Genomic DNA, 15149 nt, shown 5'->3' with positions numbered 1-15149 from the left:
ATGGCTGACGAAACCGAAACCTCTTCCCGCAAAGACCTGCCGCCCGCGGCGCAGCGCGCCCTCGCCGAGGCCGAGGCGCGCCGCCAGGCGGCGAGCGAGGCCGCGAACACCGGCAAGCGGCCCAAGGAGCTGGCCAAAGAACTTGGGGGGCCGAAGGGCGAAGAGCCGACCCGCTATGGCGACTGGGAGCGCGGCGGGCGCGCGGTGGATTTTTAGGCCGCGCCGGTCCGGTTCCTCCTCTCGCAACTGTTATCCATATAGGCCGTGGCGCCGTCCGATCCTGCTTGGCTGCGCGTATGCAGCGCCGTTAAGATTTCGTGCGTCCGAGACAAGGCGAAAGGCGGGATTATGCAGCTTCAGGGTCCAGGCGGTTTCAGGACGGCGTTGCTGGCGGCTTACGGGGCGATTGCCGGCTGCGCAGAGACGGCGTCTGAAGCGCGCGCCGAAGAGGCGCCGGACCTGCCAGCCGGCCATGTCGAGGCGCATATCCAGCAATTCACCGACCGGCCGATCCCGCGCTTTGTCGTCGACGCCGGCTGGCCGGACCTCCCCGACGATCTCATGCTCGGCCAGATCCCAGGGCTCGCCGTCGACGGCGAAGACAATGTCTGGATCCTGCAGCGCCCGAACTCCCTCGGCTTTTCCGACACCGGGCTGGCGCAGGACCCGCCCATCGCCGTGTGCTGCCGGCCGGCGCCCCATGTCATGAAATTCGCGCAGGACGGCGAACTCCTCGACGCTTGGGGCGGTCCGGCGCTGGCGCCCGAGATCGACGGCGAGCCGCAATGGCCGTCCAACGTGCACGGACTATTTGTCGATGAGGAAGGCTCGGTCTGGATCGGCGGCAATGGCGACGGCGACCATGTGGTCTTGAACTTCACCGGTGACGGCGACTTCATTCGCGCCATCGGCAGGCGCGGCGAGACGCGCGGCAATTACGACCGCGCAACCCTCGGCAATCCCGCGGACATCGCCTATGACAGCGATGACGGCGAAATCCTCATCGCTGACGGCTATATCAACAAGCGCATTATCGGTTTCGGCGAGGAAGGCGACTTCACGCGCTTCTGGGGCGCTTATGCTTCGTCGCCCGACGACGAAACGCGCGCAGGCGCCTTCGATCAAAGCCAGGCGTCGAGCAACGCCGATGGCGGCGCCGATCCGGCGTCGAAGACCTTCGGCGACATCGTGCATTGTCTTGTCAAAGGCCCGGATGAGCGCCTTTATGTCTGCGACCGGCGCAACAACCGCTTGCAGGTTTTCGAAACCAACGAAGACGGCGAGACGGTTTTCATTCAGGACATTGTCTTTGCGCCGGAAACCGGCGGCACGCGCACCGTATCCGACGTCGCCTTCTCGCCGGATAAAGAATTCATGTATGTCTCCGACATGATGAACGGCCAGGTCTGGATTCTCGATGCAAAGACTTATGAGTTTCTCGGCGCCGTCGGCCGCAACGGCCGTTATCCGGGCGAGTTCATCTGGCTCCACAGCATCGGCGTCGACAGCGACGGCAATCTCTATACGAGCGAAGTGAGCACCGGCCGCCGGGTGCAGAAATTCATCTTCACCGGCGTCGAGTAAGCCGCGTCCATCGGCATGAGGCCCGGCGCGGGTTTGGCGCTATAAACCAGATAAGCAATAAACAGTATTATTTAAGTATAGATTTGAAAAAGTGTAATACACTTATTTTGAGAACAAATAATAAACATGCTACTTATGCGTGTATATGCGATGGATAGTTGCGCTTTTCCTGGTGCTGGCGCCGCCGGCCGCCGCTGCGGGTTTTGACGGGCCCGCAAAAGCCCGCGTGGAGCGGGTGATCGACGGCGACACGGTGAAAATGCGCGTCGCCATCTGGCTCGATCAGGAAATCCTCGTATCGGTGCGTCTTGCCGGCGTCGACGCGCCGGAGCTGTTTCGACCGAAATGCGACGCCGAACGCGCGCGCGCCCTTAAGGCCAAAAACTTTGTAGAAGTGTTTCTGAGCGGCGGCGAAGCGCGTCTTGAAGACATCGAACAGGGCAAATATGCGGGCCGCGTCGTCGCCCGCATCGAGGCGAACGGCGCCGATCTCGCACGCGCGTTGACGGCGGCGGGTCTTGCCGTCAGCGGCGGGCGCAAGGACTGGTGCGCTTCCGCCGCCTTGAACCGCCCGGGCTCTTGAGGTCGGTTTTCCATTCCTTGAAAGGCGTTTCCCGATAAGGCCGGAGCGGTAAACTCTCCTGCATAAAGACGGCTGGACAGGGAGAAGCCCGAATGAGCGGAGATTACGAAGCGCCGAGCATCAACGACAAGGCGATCTGGGATTTGTGGCTCTCGATGCACCATCTGCCGGCGGCGACCGCCGCCGAAGAAGTCGGGATCTTTGATGCGCTTTGCGAGACGCCGTTGAGTTTCGACGCGCTGGCCGACAAGCTGTCGCTCAATCGCCGTGCCTTGTCGGCTCTCATGGCGATGTTGTGCGGGCTCAACCTCGTGACGCGGCGCGAGGGCGTCTACCGGCCCGCGCCTGTGACGCGCGCTTATCTGAAATCCGACAGCGACTATTTCTGGGGGCCGCTCTTTTCCTCCTATAAGGATGAATCGCGCGTTCATAAGCAGCTTCTCGAGCTTTTAAAGCAAGGCGAAACGGATATGAGCGGGCGGCCGGTCGAGGGCTGGGCGGCGGGAAAAATCACGCCCGAAGCCGCGCAGTTCATCGCCAAATTCATGCACGCGCATTCGCTCCCGGCGGCGGTGGCCGCCGCGCGCTCCGGCGCTTTTCGCGGCGTGAAAAAATTTCTCGATGTCGGCGGCGGGTCGGGCGTTTTCGCCATCGCCGCCGCCCAGCGCGATCCGGCGCTGCAAGCCACGATCATGGATCTCGATACGATGTGCGCGGCGGCCGAGGAGATTTTCGTCAAAGGGTCCGGCGTCGAGGCCCGCGTCGATACGGTTGCGGTGGACATGTTCCGCGAAGACTGGCCGCAAGGCTATGACGCGTTGTTCTTTTCGAACGTCTTCCATGACTGGAACGAAAAAACGAACGCTGAGCTTGCAAGACGGTCCTATGACGCGCTGCCCTCCGGGGGGCGGATCTTCCTGCATGAAATGCTGATGAACGACAATGAAGACGGGCCTTTGACGACGGCGTCGTTCTCGATGCTGATGCTGCGCGGCACGCAAGGCAAGCAATATACGCTTCGCGAGCTGACGGCTATTTTGGAAGGCGCCGGATTCACCGGCGTCGAGGCGATACAGACGAGCCCTTATTATTCCGTCGTCAGCGCCGGGAAAGCGTAACAGAAAAGCCTTTTATGGGTGGTGTTTAGGGGTATTCTCTGCAGGCGAGGACGAAAAGCGAAGCGATTGCTGCATCAGCCCCTCGCGGTCGAGGATGCGCACGGCGCCGTACTGCGTTTCGATGAGGCCAAGCGACTGGAAGTCCGCCAGGACCTTGTTCACCGCCTGACGCGACGCGCCGACCATGACGCCAATATCCTTTTGCGCCACTTTGAGTTCGGTCATGGGCTCGCCGCGGGCCTTGGCGCTGGAAGCCAGAAAGGAAAGCCGCGACGCGATCCGCGCCGATAAAGGAAAGATCGAGGCTTCTTCGATAAACAGGAGCGAGCTGCGCGCCACTTTCACGAAGAATTCCAGAAGGGCGGTTTCAATCTGAGGATAGGTCCTGCGCAATTCCGTCAGATCTTTGCGCGATAGAAACAAGAGCTCGCAATCGGTCAGCGCCTCGGCGGAAAGGGGATAAGGCTCTCCGTCGATGGCCGCGAGATCGCCCAGGTTTTCCGGCGGCGCGTAGACCTTGTATAAAAACTCCCGCCCGTCCGGAGACAGGGAGAAGAGCCGCACTTTGCCTTTGACGATCCGGTATAGTCCGCGCACAGGCGCATAGCGCTCCATAATCACGGCGCCGGCCGGAACCCGTTGACCTTGCATTTTCCCCAGAACAGCCGCCCGCACGTCCGGCGGGAGCGCGTCAATCCAGCTTAAGACTTCTGCGCCATTGCTCACGTTTCTCCGTCCGCATTCTCTCCCCCTCCCATCACGCTCTCTCTCCAGCTTCATACTCCTTTTCCGGCGTGATGGAATACGTTGCGTTGCAACATGCGGCGAGACTTTGTGACGCAAATGAACCAGTCGCGGGATAACCGGCGACGAAAAAGAGATTTCAGCTGAAAGTGACTTTTCGCAATATAGCGCAATGATATATGAATTATTGTGAGGAAACGGGCCGGTTTACAGAGCCCTGAAAATAATAATCCAACAACAACGCCCTAAATTTCGGGGCGCGACTTGGGAGGGTCCTATGGCGAAGAGAACATTCGCAAACAAGCTGTTTTTGACATCGGCGCTGATCGGCGCCGCGGCGGCCATCAGCGCCGGCGCGGCGGCGCAGGAGCTCGACGAAATCGTCGTCACCGCGCAGTCGCGCGCGCAAGGGCTTCAGGACACGCCGATTTCGATCTCCGCGGTGCCGGCTGAAAAACTGGCCGATACGGCGATCCAGAAATCCGAAGACCTGCAGTTCCTGGTGCCGAACTTCACCATGACGGAAACCGGCATCGCCACGAATATTTTCATCCGCGGCATCGGGTCGGGCATCAACCAGGCGTTCGAACAGTCGGTTGCGACCTATATCGACGGCGTTCATTATCCCCGCGCGCAACAGACCCGCGCGCCGTTCCTCGATCTTGAGCGCGTCGAAGTCCTGCGCGGGCCGCAGGCGATCCTGTTCGGCAAAAACGCCATCGCCGGCGCCCTCAACATCACGACCGCGAAACCGACGGAAGACTTCGAGGGCTATCTTTCGGGATCCTATGAATTCGTCGACGAGGAATATATTATTGAGGGCGCGGTTTCCGGTCCGATCACCGACCGCGTGCGGGGCCGTATCGCCGGGCGCTATCGCGACGCCGACGGCTATGTGCAAAACGCGACGCTCGATCGCACCGAGCCGCAGCGCGAAGACTGGATGATCCGCGGCCAGCTCGAAGCCGATTTGACCGACACGTTCCAGATGCGCCTGAAAGCCGAAGTTGGCCAGTTCGACGTTGTCGGCCGCCATATCGAGGTGATCGGCGAACAGCCCTCGGTCGCGCCGGGTCCTTTCAACGGCCTCACCTATGGCCAGATCCTGGCGGGCGGCTTCGGCGCCGATCCGAGCGTCCTGAATACGACGGTTGACGGCGTGCGCAGCTCCAACGGCGATTTCAGCAACAACGAAACCCAGACCTATGTGGCGAATTTCACATGGGACGCCGACGGTTATGAGATCCGGTCGACGACGGCTTACGAAAATTTCGAATATGACGAGCTTTGCGATTGCGATTTCACCGGCGCCAATGTCTTTGAGGCCTATCTTCAGGAGGAATACGAGCAGTGGAGTTCCGAACTGCGCGTGACCTCGCCGGTCTGGGACCGCTGGGACTTCGTCGCCGGCCTTTACTGGCAGACGAGCGATCATAATTACGCCGACCAGATCGCCGTGCCGGCCAATTCCATTCTCGTGCCGGCGATCAATGCGCTGACCATGAGCTCCGCCGGTCTCGCCGTGTCGGCGACGCAGGCGGCTCGCGAAGCGACGACGGACAGCGATCTTTATTCCGCCTTCGCGCAGGTCAATCTCCGCCCCGTGGACCGGCTGGAGCTGCAGCTTGGCGGGCGTCTCAGCTATGAAAAGAAAGACGGGACGCGGACCCTCTCCATCGTCGATCTGAACTTCGACCCGTTGTCGATGGCGCAGATTTCCGCGCCGCTGATTTACGGCAACCTGTTCGGCATCACCTCGACCAATCTGACGGATCTGTCGATGGCGCCCGTGCCGCAGCTTTCCGTGCCGGCGACGGGGCTTCTCGCGGCGCTCGGCGAGCTGCCGGTCGCGGATTCATTGAAAGAAACCCGCTTCTCGCCCGACGTGAAGCTGGTTTTCGACGCCACGGACGATCTCCTGCTGTATGCGAGCTGGGCGCGCGGCTACAAAACCGGCGGCTTCGACTTCCGCGCGAACAACAAGAACTTTTATCCGACCATCTCCGATTCCTTTAAGTTCGGCGACGAACAGGCCACCAATTACGAAATCGGCGGCAAGCTCGGCATCGGATCGACGGCGGAGATCAACTTTGCGGCGTTTTACACGAAATTCGACGATCTGCAGATTTCGATCTTCGACGGCGTGCTCGGCTTCAATGTGGGCAACGCCGCCGCCGCCGAAATCAAGGGCATCGAATTCGACGGCCGCTGGGCGGTGAGCGAGTATCTGACGCTTTCCGGCTCCGGCGCGTTCACCGATTTCGAATTCACCGATTTCGAAAACGGCCAGTGCTATTTCGGCCAGACGCCGGATTCGCCGTCTCTGCCGGGGCTTTGCGATTATACGGGCAAGTCGAACCAGCTCGTTTCCGACTTCCAGGGCGTCCTGACGGCGGACATCCATTTCCCGGTGATGAACGACTACGAAATCTCCAGCGTCACCGATCTCTTCTACACCTCGAAATATGACGCCTCCTCGACCTACGACCCGGCGCTGGTGCAAGACGGCTACGCCACGATTAATACGCGGCTGGCCTTCGGCCCGCAGGACGGCGGCTGGCAGATCGCGTTCCTTGGCAAGAACCTCACCGACGAGCAGTTCCTGCAATATGGCGGCGACACGCCGCTCGCCGGCTCGACTTTCGGCGCCAAATCGAACTATTCTTTCTTCAGCCAGGGCCGCACGCTCTGGGTGCAGGCGAGAGCGGACTTTTAATTTAAGGACAGGGAGGGGCGAACGCCCGAAAGAACGCGAGCGGCAGACTTGCGTCATCATAAAAGAAGCGGCGGGCCATGGGTCCGCCGCTTTTTCTTTGCGGTTGAAATTCTTTGCGGCGACTACCGGTAAAAGATCGTTTCGTCGCCGGTGAAGCTCCAGGGCTCCTCAAGATCGATGCAGGAGGAGACGTCGCCGCGCGCTTCTATTTTCAAAAGAGAGAGTCCGTTGTCGCTTGTCTGACGCTGCAGAAGAACGACGCCGTTGATCAGTGGGCCGATGAAATTGGTTCTGAGCCGCTGATAACAATGAACGGCGCTGTCATCCACGTCGGCGAAGGGGGTGTTGATCCGGCCTTCGCCTTTCGTGAAGGAAAGAAACCCGTCCGTGGCGCCGTCGTCGGCCTCGCTCCCCGGCTTCATGCGTCCGCCGATCATCTGCGGCGTCAGGGAGGGCAGGCGTCCGTGCAGGGCGAAGATCAGCCGCTCGGGATCGATGGCGTCGGGAGACAAGGCGATGGCGCTGACTTTCGTGGTCGCCGCATTATGGGCGGCGTCGGTGAACCAGGCGCCCTGCGCCGCATCCGGCGTGTCCACAAGCGCCGTGCGGCAGGCGTTGTCGCCCTTCGCCCGGCGGATGCCCCAGGCGTCGCCCAGCTTCGCCGCCCATTCGGGCTGCTCGTCTTTGGGCAGATAATTGATGGGACAGCGCGCGCGGGTCACATCCGTCGTAATGGCGGCGACGAGGCTCGGCGGCGCGTCGAAGACTTCCGCGCGGGCGAAACTGTCGACGCGGTAGCGTTCCGGGCGGGCGAGCGCCGCCGGCCTTGCGGAAAGATCGTGCAGGCCGACATCGAAGCCGTCGCTCTTGCCGATGACGTCGCCTTCATTGACGCGCACGCGGGTTTCTACGGCCATGTTGTCGGTCGATCCGAATTCGGTGAAGGCGACGAGGCCGCCGGCGCGCTGAAGCAGGCCGGGATCGATCTCGTCGATGCGGTCGTAATAAAACGCGATGTTTTCGCAGGAGCGAAAATGCACCGTCCATGCAAGGCCCGTGGCGCGGCCATATTCGTCGCGCAGGACATGGCGTTCGATGGCGGTGACGTCCGCTTTCGCCGGCGCCAGCGCCTCAGTTTGCCGGCGTTCGAACGCCTGATCGCCCGACCGGGTGTTGATGCGGATATAAGGGGCGGGCAGCGGCTCGCCGGGCGCGGTGACGCCGCCGAGCGGCGAGACCGAGAGGACATCCTCAAGCGGCGCGAAGGGACCGGTGAGCGCCGGCTCGCCGATGGCGCAAACGCGGCTCGCCATGGGCGCGCCGTCGGCCCGCGCCATGGTTTGCGCGGCGATGGATTCGGCCTTTTCGGCGAGCTTCACGCCGCTCTGCGGCCAGGCGATGGCCGCGCCGAACAGGGCTGCGGTGATGAACGTCGCCGCCAGTCTAACGCCGTCGCCGGTTCCGGACATGAAACAACCCCCAACTGTCCCCGCGCAATCGAGCGCCGAAAGTCCTATGCGGCCCCGGCCCTGTCAAGGCGCGCTTGCGAAAGCCCCGTTTTGCGGGGCTTTCCGGGTCTCGACAGGCGGCGGCTTTGCGCCATAGTGGCCGGGCGAAAAGGTAAATACGCGAAAGACGAAAGGGGCCTTCGGGATGGTGAAATGGCGGGGCCGGCGCCAGAGCCGGAATGTGGAGGATCGCCGGGGCGTCAGCGCCGGCGGGGCCGGCGGCGCCGGGATCATCCTGCTCCTCTTGCGTTTTATCTTCAGCCGTTTCGGCCTTGGCGGGGTTGTCGTCGTGGGGCTCGCCGGCCTCGGACTCTACATGGCCGGGGTCGATCCGCTGCAATTCGCCGGGGGCGCAAGCCCAGCGACGCATGCCGATCCCGTCGACGACGAAACCTCCGAATTCGTGCGCGTGATTCTCGCCGAGACCGAGGATGTCTGGTCCCGCCAGTTCGAGGCTGCGGGAAGCGACTATCCCGAGCCGACGCTGGTGATGTTTTCAGGCGGCGTCACCTCGGCCTGCGGCCGCGCCTCTGCGGCGGCCGGCCCGTTTTACTGTCCGGGGGACCGGAAAGTTTATCTCGATGCGAGCTTTTTCCAGGAGTTGGATCAGCGCTTCAACGCCCCGGGCGATTTTCCGGCGGCCTATGTCATCGCCCACGAGGTTGGCCATCATATCCAGACGATCACCGGGGTCTCCGACGAGGTGCGCGCGGCGCAACAACGCGCCAAGGGCGAGGCGGAAGCCAATGCTTATCAGGTGATGATGGAGCTGCAGGCCGATTGCTACGCCGGCGTATGGGCCCATCATGCGGACCGCTATGGCGACTTTCTCGATGACGGCGATATCGAGGAGGGCCTGCGCGCCGCGGCGGCGATCGGCGACGACACGCTGCAGCGAAACGCCGGGCGGCGCGTGACGCCCGAAAGCTTCACCCATGGGACGTCCGCGCAACGCCAGCGCTGGTTCACGACCGGCTATCGCTCGGGCGACGCCGCCCGCTGCGACACGTTCAATGCGCAGAACTTGTAGCGGCTCACCCGCGCCAGAAGGCGGGGGACAAAAGCACCAGCACCGTGAAGAATTCGAGCCGGCCGAGCATCATGCCGATCGACATGGCGATCTTCGCCGCGTCGGGCAGGGGCGCGAAATTCCCCGCCGGCCCGACAATGTCGCCGAGCCCCGGCCCGACATTGGCGATCGCCGTGCCGGCTGAGGAAATCGCCGTCAGCGTGTCGAGGCCGAGCCCGGCGAGGATGACCGCCAGCGTCGCGAAGGTCGCGAAATAAACGAAAAAGAAGCTCAGAACCGAGACGTAAATTTCGTCGGTCAGAGGGCGTTGATTGTAACGCGCGACGAAGACGCCGCTCGGATGCGCCAGGCGCTTGGCGTAGACGACGATGGCGGAGAGCGCCACCTGAAAGCGGAAAACTTTCATCCCGCAGGACGTCGATCCGGCGCAGCCGCCGATGAACATGATGCAGAAGAAAAAGGCGATAGCGAAGGCGCCCCAGTCGTCGTAATCGGTCGTGGCGTAGCCGGTGCCGGTCAGGATCGAAACGACGTTGAAGATCGCCATGCGGAAGGCGGTGAAAAGCCCGAGATGGGCGTACACCTCATAGACTTCGATCATGATGACGATGGTGAGGAAGGCGACGATGCCGGCGAAGAAACGGATCTGGCTATCCGTGAACAGACGTTTCCAGGCGCCGCGGGTGATCGCCGCGAGAAAAATCCCGAAGGGCAGGGAGCCGATGATCATGAACACGGTGACGACGAGGTCGATGGGCCCGCGCCCAACCGTCAGGAAGGCGCCGATAGAGGAGTCCTTGGTCGAAAAGCCGCCGGTGGAGACCGCCGTCAACGCATGATTGACGGCGTCGAAGGGCGTCATGCCGAAGCCCCACAGGCACAGGAAACAAAGAACCGTGAAGAAGCCGTAGATGCCGCTCAAGCCCAGCGAGTATTGCGCCGCATTGGCGATGAATTTTTCCGACGTGTCCCAGGCCTCGTTTTTGAAGATCTGCATGCCGCCGACTTTCAGCGCCGGCAGGACGGCGAAAGCCATGATGATGACCCCGACGCCGCCGAACCATTGCAGCATGGAGCGCCACAACAAGGCGCCGGGCGGCGCGTCGTCGAGGCCGCTGACGACCGTCGAGCCCGTGGTGGTGATCCCCGACATGGCCTCGAAAAAGGCGTCCACATAGGAAAGATGCAGGCCTCCGAGCGCCAGCGGAATGGCGGCGAACAGCGTGAGCGCCAGCCAGCTCGCCGCCGTCAGCATGAAGCCTTCGCGAATGCCGAGATCGTCGATCCGCCCCCAGCTCGCCGCCGCCGCGCCGCTTCCGATCAGGATCGCCGCCGCCGCGCCCACCGCAAAGGCCGACCAGTCGGCGCGGTGCACCTCGTCCTGCGAGAGGAGGTCGGCGATCATCGGGATCAGCATGGTGACGCCGAGCGCCGTCACAAGCGCGCCCGTAACCAGCAAGACGGGACGGAAATTCAGCATGGCTTCACAAGGTCGCGGCGTTTGATAAAGCCGGCCGCCGGCGCCCGGCGGGATCCCTAGTGGATTTGGCGCAATTCATGCGGGCTGTCGAGGGAGAAGGCCGGAATGTCGACGTCGAAGACTTCGCCTTCATGGGTCTCCATTCCATAGGCTCCGACCATCAGGCCCGACGGCGTCGCCAGGGGCGCGCCGGAGGTGTATTCAAAACCTTCGCCGGGACGAATCACCGGCTGTTCGCCGACCACGCCGTCGCCCGCGACAACATCGGTCTGGCCGCGCGAATCGGTGATCCGCCAATAGCGGGTGCGCAGCTGCACGGGGGTGTCGGATTCATTGTTGATGCGCACCGTATAGGCCCAGACATAGCGGGGCTCGTCCGGATCCGATTGATCTTCGAGAAAAGTCGGGCTGACGCTGACGCGAATGCCGCGCGTCACCTGCTCATATGTCCCGATGTTGCGCTCTCCCCTGGCCATTTCGCCGCCTAGCAACTCCATCTCTTTCATCCCCTGTTTTCGCGTAATCTATGCTGCATCGCAGGCGAGCGCCAGCCATAGCCGGAAATTCAACGGGGCGGGGAAAAGCAGCGCCGGGGCGCACGTTAATAAATCTTGCCTTCACTCTTCGCGGCGGGCAAAGGGGCTTTATGGCTGAGACAAGACTTCCGGACAAAGGGGTTCTGGCGTCGCAAGATATTGCGGGTCTGATTGACGCCGGGGTGATCGTCGGCGCGGACCGCGCCCGGCTGCAGCCGGCCAGTCTCGATCTGACTTTGTCGCCTCGCGCATGGCGGGTGCGCGCCTCGTTTCTTCCCTCACGCTCGCGCACCGTCGAAGCGCGGCTGACCGGCGGGCTCGCCATGCAGGAGATGGATATTTCCGGCGGCGCGGTTTTCGAGCGGGGCTGCGTTTATCTTGTGGAGCTCAATGAAAAACTGTCGCTGCCCAAGGAGATTGAAGGCGCCGCCAATCCCAAAAGCTCGACCGGGCGTATTGACGTTTTCGTCCGTCTGGTGACGGATTACGGCGCGGCCTTCGACGAGATCCCGGCGGGTTATGAAGGGCCCCTTTATGCAGAGATCAGTCCACGGACATTCTCTATCCTAGCGCGGGCGGGGTCGAGTCTCAATCAGCTGCGCCTGAAAGCCGGGGACTGCCGCCTCGACGATGGGGCGCTGCGCCGCCTGAACGGGGAGATCCCGCTCGTTGAAGGCGCGGCGGATATTAATGGCGGCCTCGGTCTTTCCGTCTGTCTTGCAAGCAAGGAAGAGTGCATCGGCTGGCGCGCGCGCCGTCATTCCGGGCTTATCGACGTGGACAAGGTCGCCGCCCTCGACCCGCATGACTATTTCGAGCCCCTTGCGCCGCCAAAATCAGGCTTCGTCATTCTCGATCCGGATGAGTTTTACATTCTCGCCTCCAAGGAGGCGCTGGCCGTGCCGCCCGATTATGCGGCGGAAATGACGCCGATCAGTCCCGGGCTTGGCGAGTTCCGGGTCCATTATGCGGGCTTTTTCGACCCCGGCTTCGGCTGGTCGCCAAATTCAGAGGGCGGGGGCCGCAACGGCTCGCGCGGCGTTCTGGAAGTGAGGAGCCACGACGCGCCTTTCGTCCTCGAAGACGGCCAGCTTGTGGCGCGGCTCGTCTATGAGCGCATGGCCGCGCAGCCGGAGGCCCTTTACGGCGAGGGAATCAAATCGAATTACCAGGGCCAGGGCCTGAAACTGTCGAAGCATTTCCGCTGATCAGGCGGTTTCGCCCTTCGCGTCATCTTCAGCGGCTTCGTCCGCGCTCTCGTCTTCTTCGTGTTCGCCGCGCGGGTCGATTTCAAAGACGGCGGGCGAGGTGCGCGGTACTGAGACATAGGCCTCGCGCTCTTCCGGCGGCGTCGCGTCGCTGCGCCGCATGCGGTAGAGACCGAAAAGCGTCAGCGCCGCATAGACGCTTGAGGTATAAAAGAAGAGCGCCTGCGGGCCGGCGTTCTGCATGATGATCGGCGCGACGAAGGGGCCGACAATGGCGCCCGCGCCGTAGAGCAGCAAAAGGCCTGCGGCGAGGGTGACATATTCATGGGGGTCCGCCCGATCATTGGCGTGGGCGACGGCGAGGCCGAAGATCGGCATCGCCGTGAAGCCGAAAGCGGCGCCGCCGGCCAGCAGCATGAACTCGGACTGTCCGCCGGTGAGGGCGAGCAGAACGCCTGCAGCGGAACTGAGCGCCGCGATGGCGACGATCAGGATGCGCCGATCGAAAAGGTCGGATATGTGACCGAGCGGCCATTGCGACAGGGCGCCGGAAACAACCACTGTGGTCATGAAGGCCGCAACGGTCTGAATGTCATAACCCAGTTTCTGCACATAGACGGCGCCGACGGCCCAGTAAGCGCCGTTCGCCGCGCCGACGCTGAGGCAGCCGAACGCCGCCAGCGGGGAGATGCGGAATAGTTTTTTCAGATCGATATCCGCCGACGTGATCGGCGTCGGCTGCGTCGTCGTGGTCAGCGCCACGGGCACCAGGGCGACGGAAATCAGGATCGAGACGAGGGCGAAGAGATAAAAGTCGGCCGGATCGGCTGTGGCCAGGAGCGCCTGGCCGACCGTGCCGGCGCTGAGGTCGACGACTCGATAGACGGCGAGAACCCGCCCGCGCCGCTCATTGGTCGCGCCTTCGTTGATCCAGCTTTCGATGATCATATAAAGGCCGGCGAGGCAGAAGCCGGCGATGACCCTCAACAGGATCCAGAAGACCGGGTTCACCGCCAAAGCGTGGGCGAGGGCCGCCGCCGAGGCGATGGAGGCGAGGGCGGTGAAGCTGCGGATATGGCCCACCCGCTTCACCATATGCGGCGCGAACTGGCAGCCGATGGTGAAGCCCGTGAAATAGGCCGACATCAAGGAGCCGAGAAGGACGAGGGAAAAGCCCTCGATATTGCCGCGCACGGACAGGAGCGTCCCCTGCAGGCCGGCGCCGGAGATCAGGAGGAAGGCGGCGATCAGGAGCGCCGAGAGAACGCGGATAGTCTGGGCCATCGCCCGGCCTCATACACAAATTCGCCGGCGTCCGTGATAGGGCGCAGTCAAGATTTCGCTGAAAATTCATAAGGGGGAGTAAAGAAAAAGGGCGTCGCTTAAGCGACGCCCTTTCTTCCCGCTTTCGCGGAAATCCGGAGCACACCCCAATCCAGTGAGAATTCAGATGGTCTCCAGTTTGCGACTGTTGAGCGGGTCCGTTGCCGTATCGCTCTCAACCGCTAGACCTTGCGGGCGCAAAACTCAGGTCGTGGCTGCCGGCATTTGCGTTTCGCCATGTCCGACGTCCTGCGTCCTTCAGATCCGCACCGGCTTTTCCCATACGTCAGCGTTAACCTCCGCAAGGGCGTCACCGAAGCGCGCCGATCAGCAGCTTGCCCGCTGCCCACGGCGATGCCGATCTCCCGTTTCCCGAACCGCCTTTCGGCTTTCCGGCGGGAGCGGACCGCTCAGGTCCGGCCATGCGCATGAAACTCGCCTTTGTTTCGTTCGCCGGACTGCATCTGAGCGTTGCATCCGGCCTCGCGCATCATTCCGTTAGCTCGTCCAACCCGCCGCTAGGCAAACACTGCGAATTGTCTGTAGAACCGCGAAACATGATCAGGATACCGATTTATTGACATCGGTCGACTCATTCTTTTCCACAAACTTTCTCCTGAACTTGTGGGGAAAAGACAGCGCTGATTTTTCAAATGCTTGTCAGTCTTTTGTGAAGACGACGGAGAAATTATTCGCCGGCATTTCCACAACCGCGTCGAGACTGAGCCCGTTTTCCTGCGCCAAAGGGAGGATGTCCCGTTCCAGATCGCGCACGCCCCAGCGCGGGTCGCGCGCCTTCAAGCTGGCGTCAAAGGCCTCGTTCGACGGCGCCGTGTGTGCGCCTTTTCTGGAGAACGGTCCGTAAAGAAACAGTTTTCCGCCGGGGGCGAGAAGCCGTCCCGCGCCTGCGAACAATCCCTTCGCAGCCGCAAAAGGCGCAATGTGGATCATGTTGATGGAAACGATTCCGGCGAAGGGCGCGCGGTCCTCAACGCCCCAATCGGCTTGCGTGACGTCGATGGCGTGAGGCCCTGAGAGGTTCGAAAGACCGGCGTCCGCGATCCAGGCGGCGATGGAGGCTCGCGCTTTTTCGTCTGGGTCGCCGGTCCGCCATTCCGCATCCGGCAGGGCGCGCGCGAGATGAACCGCATGCTCGCCCGTGCCGCCGCCGATTTCGAGGATGCGCCCCTTCTGCGGCATGGTTTTCAAAAACACGTCGCGGATCGCGTCGCGATTGCGCTCGGTCGAGGGCGAAAACAGCTTGGCGCCGTCATGGGCGCGATTTTCGAGGGCGGTTTCTTTCGGCGTCTTTGTCATGA

General features: G+C 62.4%; 13 protein-coding genes. 7 read left to right on the top strand and 6 right to left on the bottom strand.

Going from position 1 to position 15149, the window contains the following annotated elements; genetic code table 11:
• The 4 genes from CW354_RS06035 to CW354_RS06020 all read left to right on the top strand — a co-directional run bounded on the left by CW354_RS06035 (position 1) and on the right by CW354_RS06020 (position 3285).
• A complete protein-coding gene (locus CW354_RS06035) occupies positions 1-216 on the top strand; it encodes a DUF1674 domain-containing protein (RefSeq protein ID WP_104829149.1) in 216 nt (71 codons plus the stop codon).
• A 132-nt stretch (positions 217-348) separates the two neighbouring features.
• A complete protein-coding gene (locus CW354_RS06030; protein WP_108723950.1) occupies positions 349-1584 on the top strand; it encodes an NHL repeat-containing protein in 1236 nt (411 codons plus the stop codon).
• 145 nt (positions 1585-1729) lie between these two features.
• Positions 1730-2167: a thermonuclease family protein gene (locus CW354_RS06025; RefSeq protein WP_104829148.1), complete on the top strand. Its 438-nt coding sequence runs from the start codon at positions 1730-1732 to the stop codon at positions 2165-2167.
• Positions 2168-2259: 92 nt separating this feature from the next.
• Positions 2260-3285 (top strand): methyltransferase, encoded by a 1026-nt coding sequence (locus CW354_RS06020; RefSeq protein ID WP_104829147.1) that lies wholly within the window; start codon positions 2260-2262, stop codon positions 3283-3285.
• Between the two features lie 12 nt (positions 3286-3297).
• Here the strand turns inward: CW354_RS06020 and CW354_RS06015 are convergent, their stop codons facing one another.
• On the bottom strand, positions 3298-4011 hold the full coding sequence (locus tag CW354_RS06015; protein WP_165793550.1) for a Crp/Fnr family transcriptional regulator: 714 nt from the start codon (positions 4009-4011) through the stop codon (positions 3298-3300).
• Between the two features lie 295 nt (positions 4012-4306).
• Between CW354_RS06015 and CW354_RS06010 the strand changes: the two genes are divergently transcribed.
• Positions 4307-6745: a TonB-dependent receptor gene (locus tag CW354_RS06010; RefSeq protein WP_104829145.1), complete on the top strand. Its 2439-nt coding sequence runs from the start codon at positions 4307-4309 to the stop codon at positions 6743-6745.
• 122 nt (positions 6746-6867) lie between these two features.
• Here the strand turns inward: CW354_RS06010 and CW354_RS06005 are convergent, their stop codons facing one another.
• Positions 6868-8214 (bottom strand): hypothetical protein, encoded by a 1347-nt coding sequence (locus tag CW354_RS06005; RefSeq protein WP_104829144.1) that lies wholly within the window; start codon positions 8212-8214, stop codon positions 6868-6870.
• Positions 8215-8401: 187 nt separating this feature from the next.
• Between CW354_RS06005 and ypfJ the strand changes: the two genes are divergently transcribed.
• Complete coding sequence (gene ypfJ / locus CW354_RS06000; RefSeq protein ID WP_104830006.1) at positions 8402-9283, top strand: KPN_02809 family neutral zinc metallopeptidase; 882 nt, start codon at positions 8402-8404, stop codon at positions 9281-9283.
• 4 nt (positions 9284-9287) lie between these two features.
• Here the strand turns inward: ypfJ and CW354_RS05995 are convergent, their stop codons facing one another.
• Positions 9288-10763, bottom strand: coding sequence for a TrkH family potassium uptake protein (locus CW354_RS05995; protein WP_104829143.1), 1476 nt, complete (start codon positions 10761-10763; stop codon positions 9288-9290).
• A 56-nt stretch (positions 10764-10819) separates the two neighbouring features.
• Positions 10820-11260 (bottom strand): Co2+/Mg2+ efflux protein ApaG, encoded by a 441-nt coding sequence (gene apaG, locus CW354_RS05990; protein ID WP_243396321.1) that lies wholly within the window; start codon positions 11258-11260, stop codon positions 10820-10822.
• 149 nt (positions 11261-11409) lie between these two features.
• On the opposite strand from apaG, the gene CW354_RS05985 reads away from it, so the two are divergent.
• Entirely contained in the window at positions 11410-12507 is a 1098-nt protein-coding gene (locus CW354_RS05985; protein WP_104829142.1) for a 2'-deoxycytidine 5'-triphosphate deaminase, read from the top strand.
• On the opposite strand, the gene CW354_RS05980 is transcribed toward CW354_RS05985, so the two are convergent.
• Positions 12508-13791 carry an MFS transporter gene (locus CW354_RS05980; protein ID WP_104829141.1) on the bottom strand — a complete coding sequence of 428 codons (1284 nt, stop codon included), beginning with the start codon at positions 13789-13791 and terminating at the stop codon, positions 12508-12510.
• 699 nt (positions 13792-14490) lie between these two features.
• On the bottom strand, positions 14491-15147 hold the full coding sequence (locus CW354_RS05970; protein ID WP_104829139.1) for a DUF938 domain-containing protein: 657 nt from the start codon (positions 15145-15147) through the stop codon (positions 14491-14493).
• Between the last annotated feature and the right edge of the window lie 2 nt (positions 15148-15149).

The organism is Hyphococcus luteus (assembly GCF_002943565.1).
Taxonomy (GTDB): Bacteria; Pseudomonadota; Alphaproteobacteria; order Caulobacterales; family Parvularculaceae; genus Hyphococcus; species Hyphococcus luteus.
This window is presented reverse-complemented; position numbering and strand designations above follow the sequence as displayed.

Excerpts from the sequence above, each read along its gene's own strand:
- CW354_RS06035 (WP_104829149.1), top strand. The coding sequence starts at position 1 with ATGGCTGACGAAACCGAAACCTCTTCCCGCAAAGACCTGCCGCCCGCG.
- CW354_RS05970 (WP_104829139.1), bottom strand. The coding sequence starts at position 15,147 with ATGACAAAGACGCCGAAAGAAACCGCCCTCGAAAATCGCGCCCATGAC.
- CW354_RS06025 (WP_104829148.1), top strand. The coding sequence starts at position 1,730 with ATGCGATGGATAGTTGCGCTTTTCCTGGTGCTGGCGCCGCCGGCCGCC.
- CW354_RS06030 (WP_108723950.1), top strand. The coding sequence starts at position 349 with ATGCAGCTTCAGGGTCCAGGCGGTTTCAGGACGGCGTTGCTGGCGGCT.
- CW354_RS05985 (WP_104829142.1), top strand. The coding sequence starts at position 11,410 with ATGGCTGAGACAAGACTTCCGGACAAAGGGGTTCTGGCGTCGCAAGAT.
- CW354_RS05980 (WP_104829141.1), bottom strand. The coding sequence starts at position 13,791 with ATGGCCCAGACTATCCGCGTTCTCTCGGCGCTCCTGATCGCCGCCTTC.
- CW354_RS06005 (WP_104829144.1), bottom strand. The coding sequence starts at position 8,214 with ATGTCCGGAACCGGCGACGGCGTTAGACTGGCGGCGACGTTCATCACC.
- apaG (WP_243396321.1), bottom strand. The coding sequence starts at position 11,260 with ATGGAGTTGCTAGGCGGCGAAATGGCCAGGGGAGAGCGCAACATCGGG.
- CW354_RS06020 (WP_104829147.1), top strand. The coding sequence starts at position 2,260 with ATGAGCGGAGATTACGAAGCGCCGAGCATCAACGACAAGGCGATCTGG.
- CW354_RS06010 (WP_104829145.1), top strand. The coding sequence starts at position 4,307 with ATGGCGAAGAGAACATTCGCAAACAAGCTGTTTTTGACATCGGCGCTG.
- CW354_RS05995 (WP_104829143.1), bottom strand. The coding sequence starts at position 10,763 with ATGCTGAATTTCCGTCCCGTCTTGCTGGTTACGGGCGCGCTTGTGACG.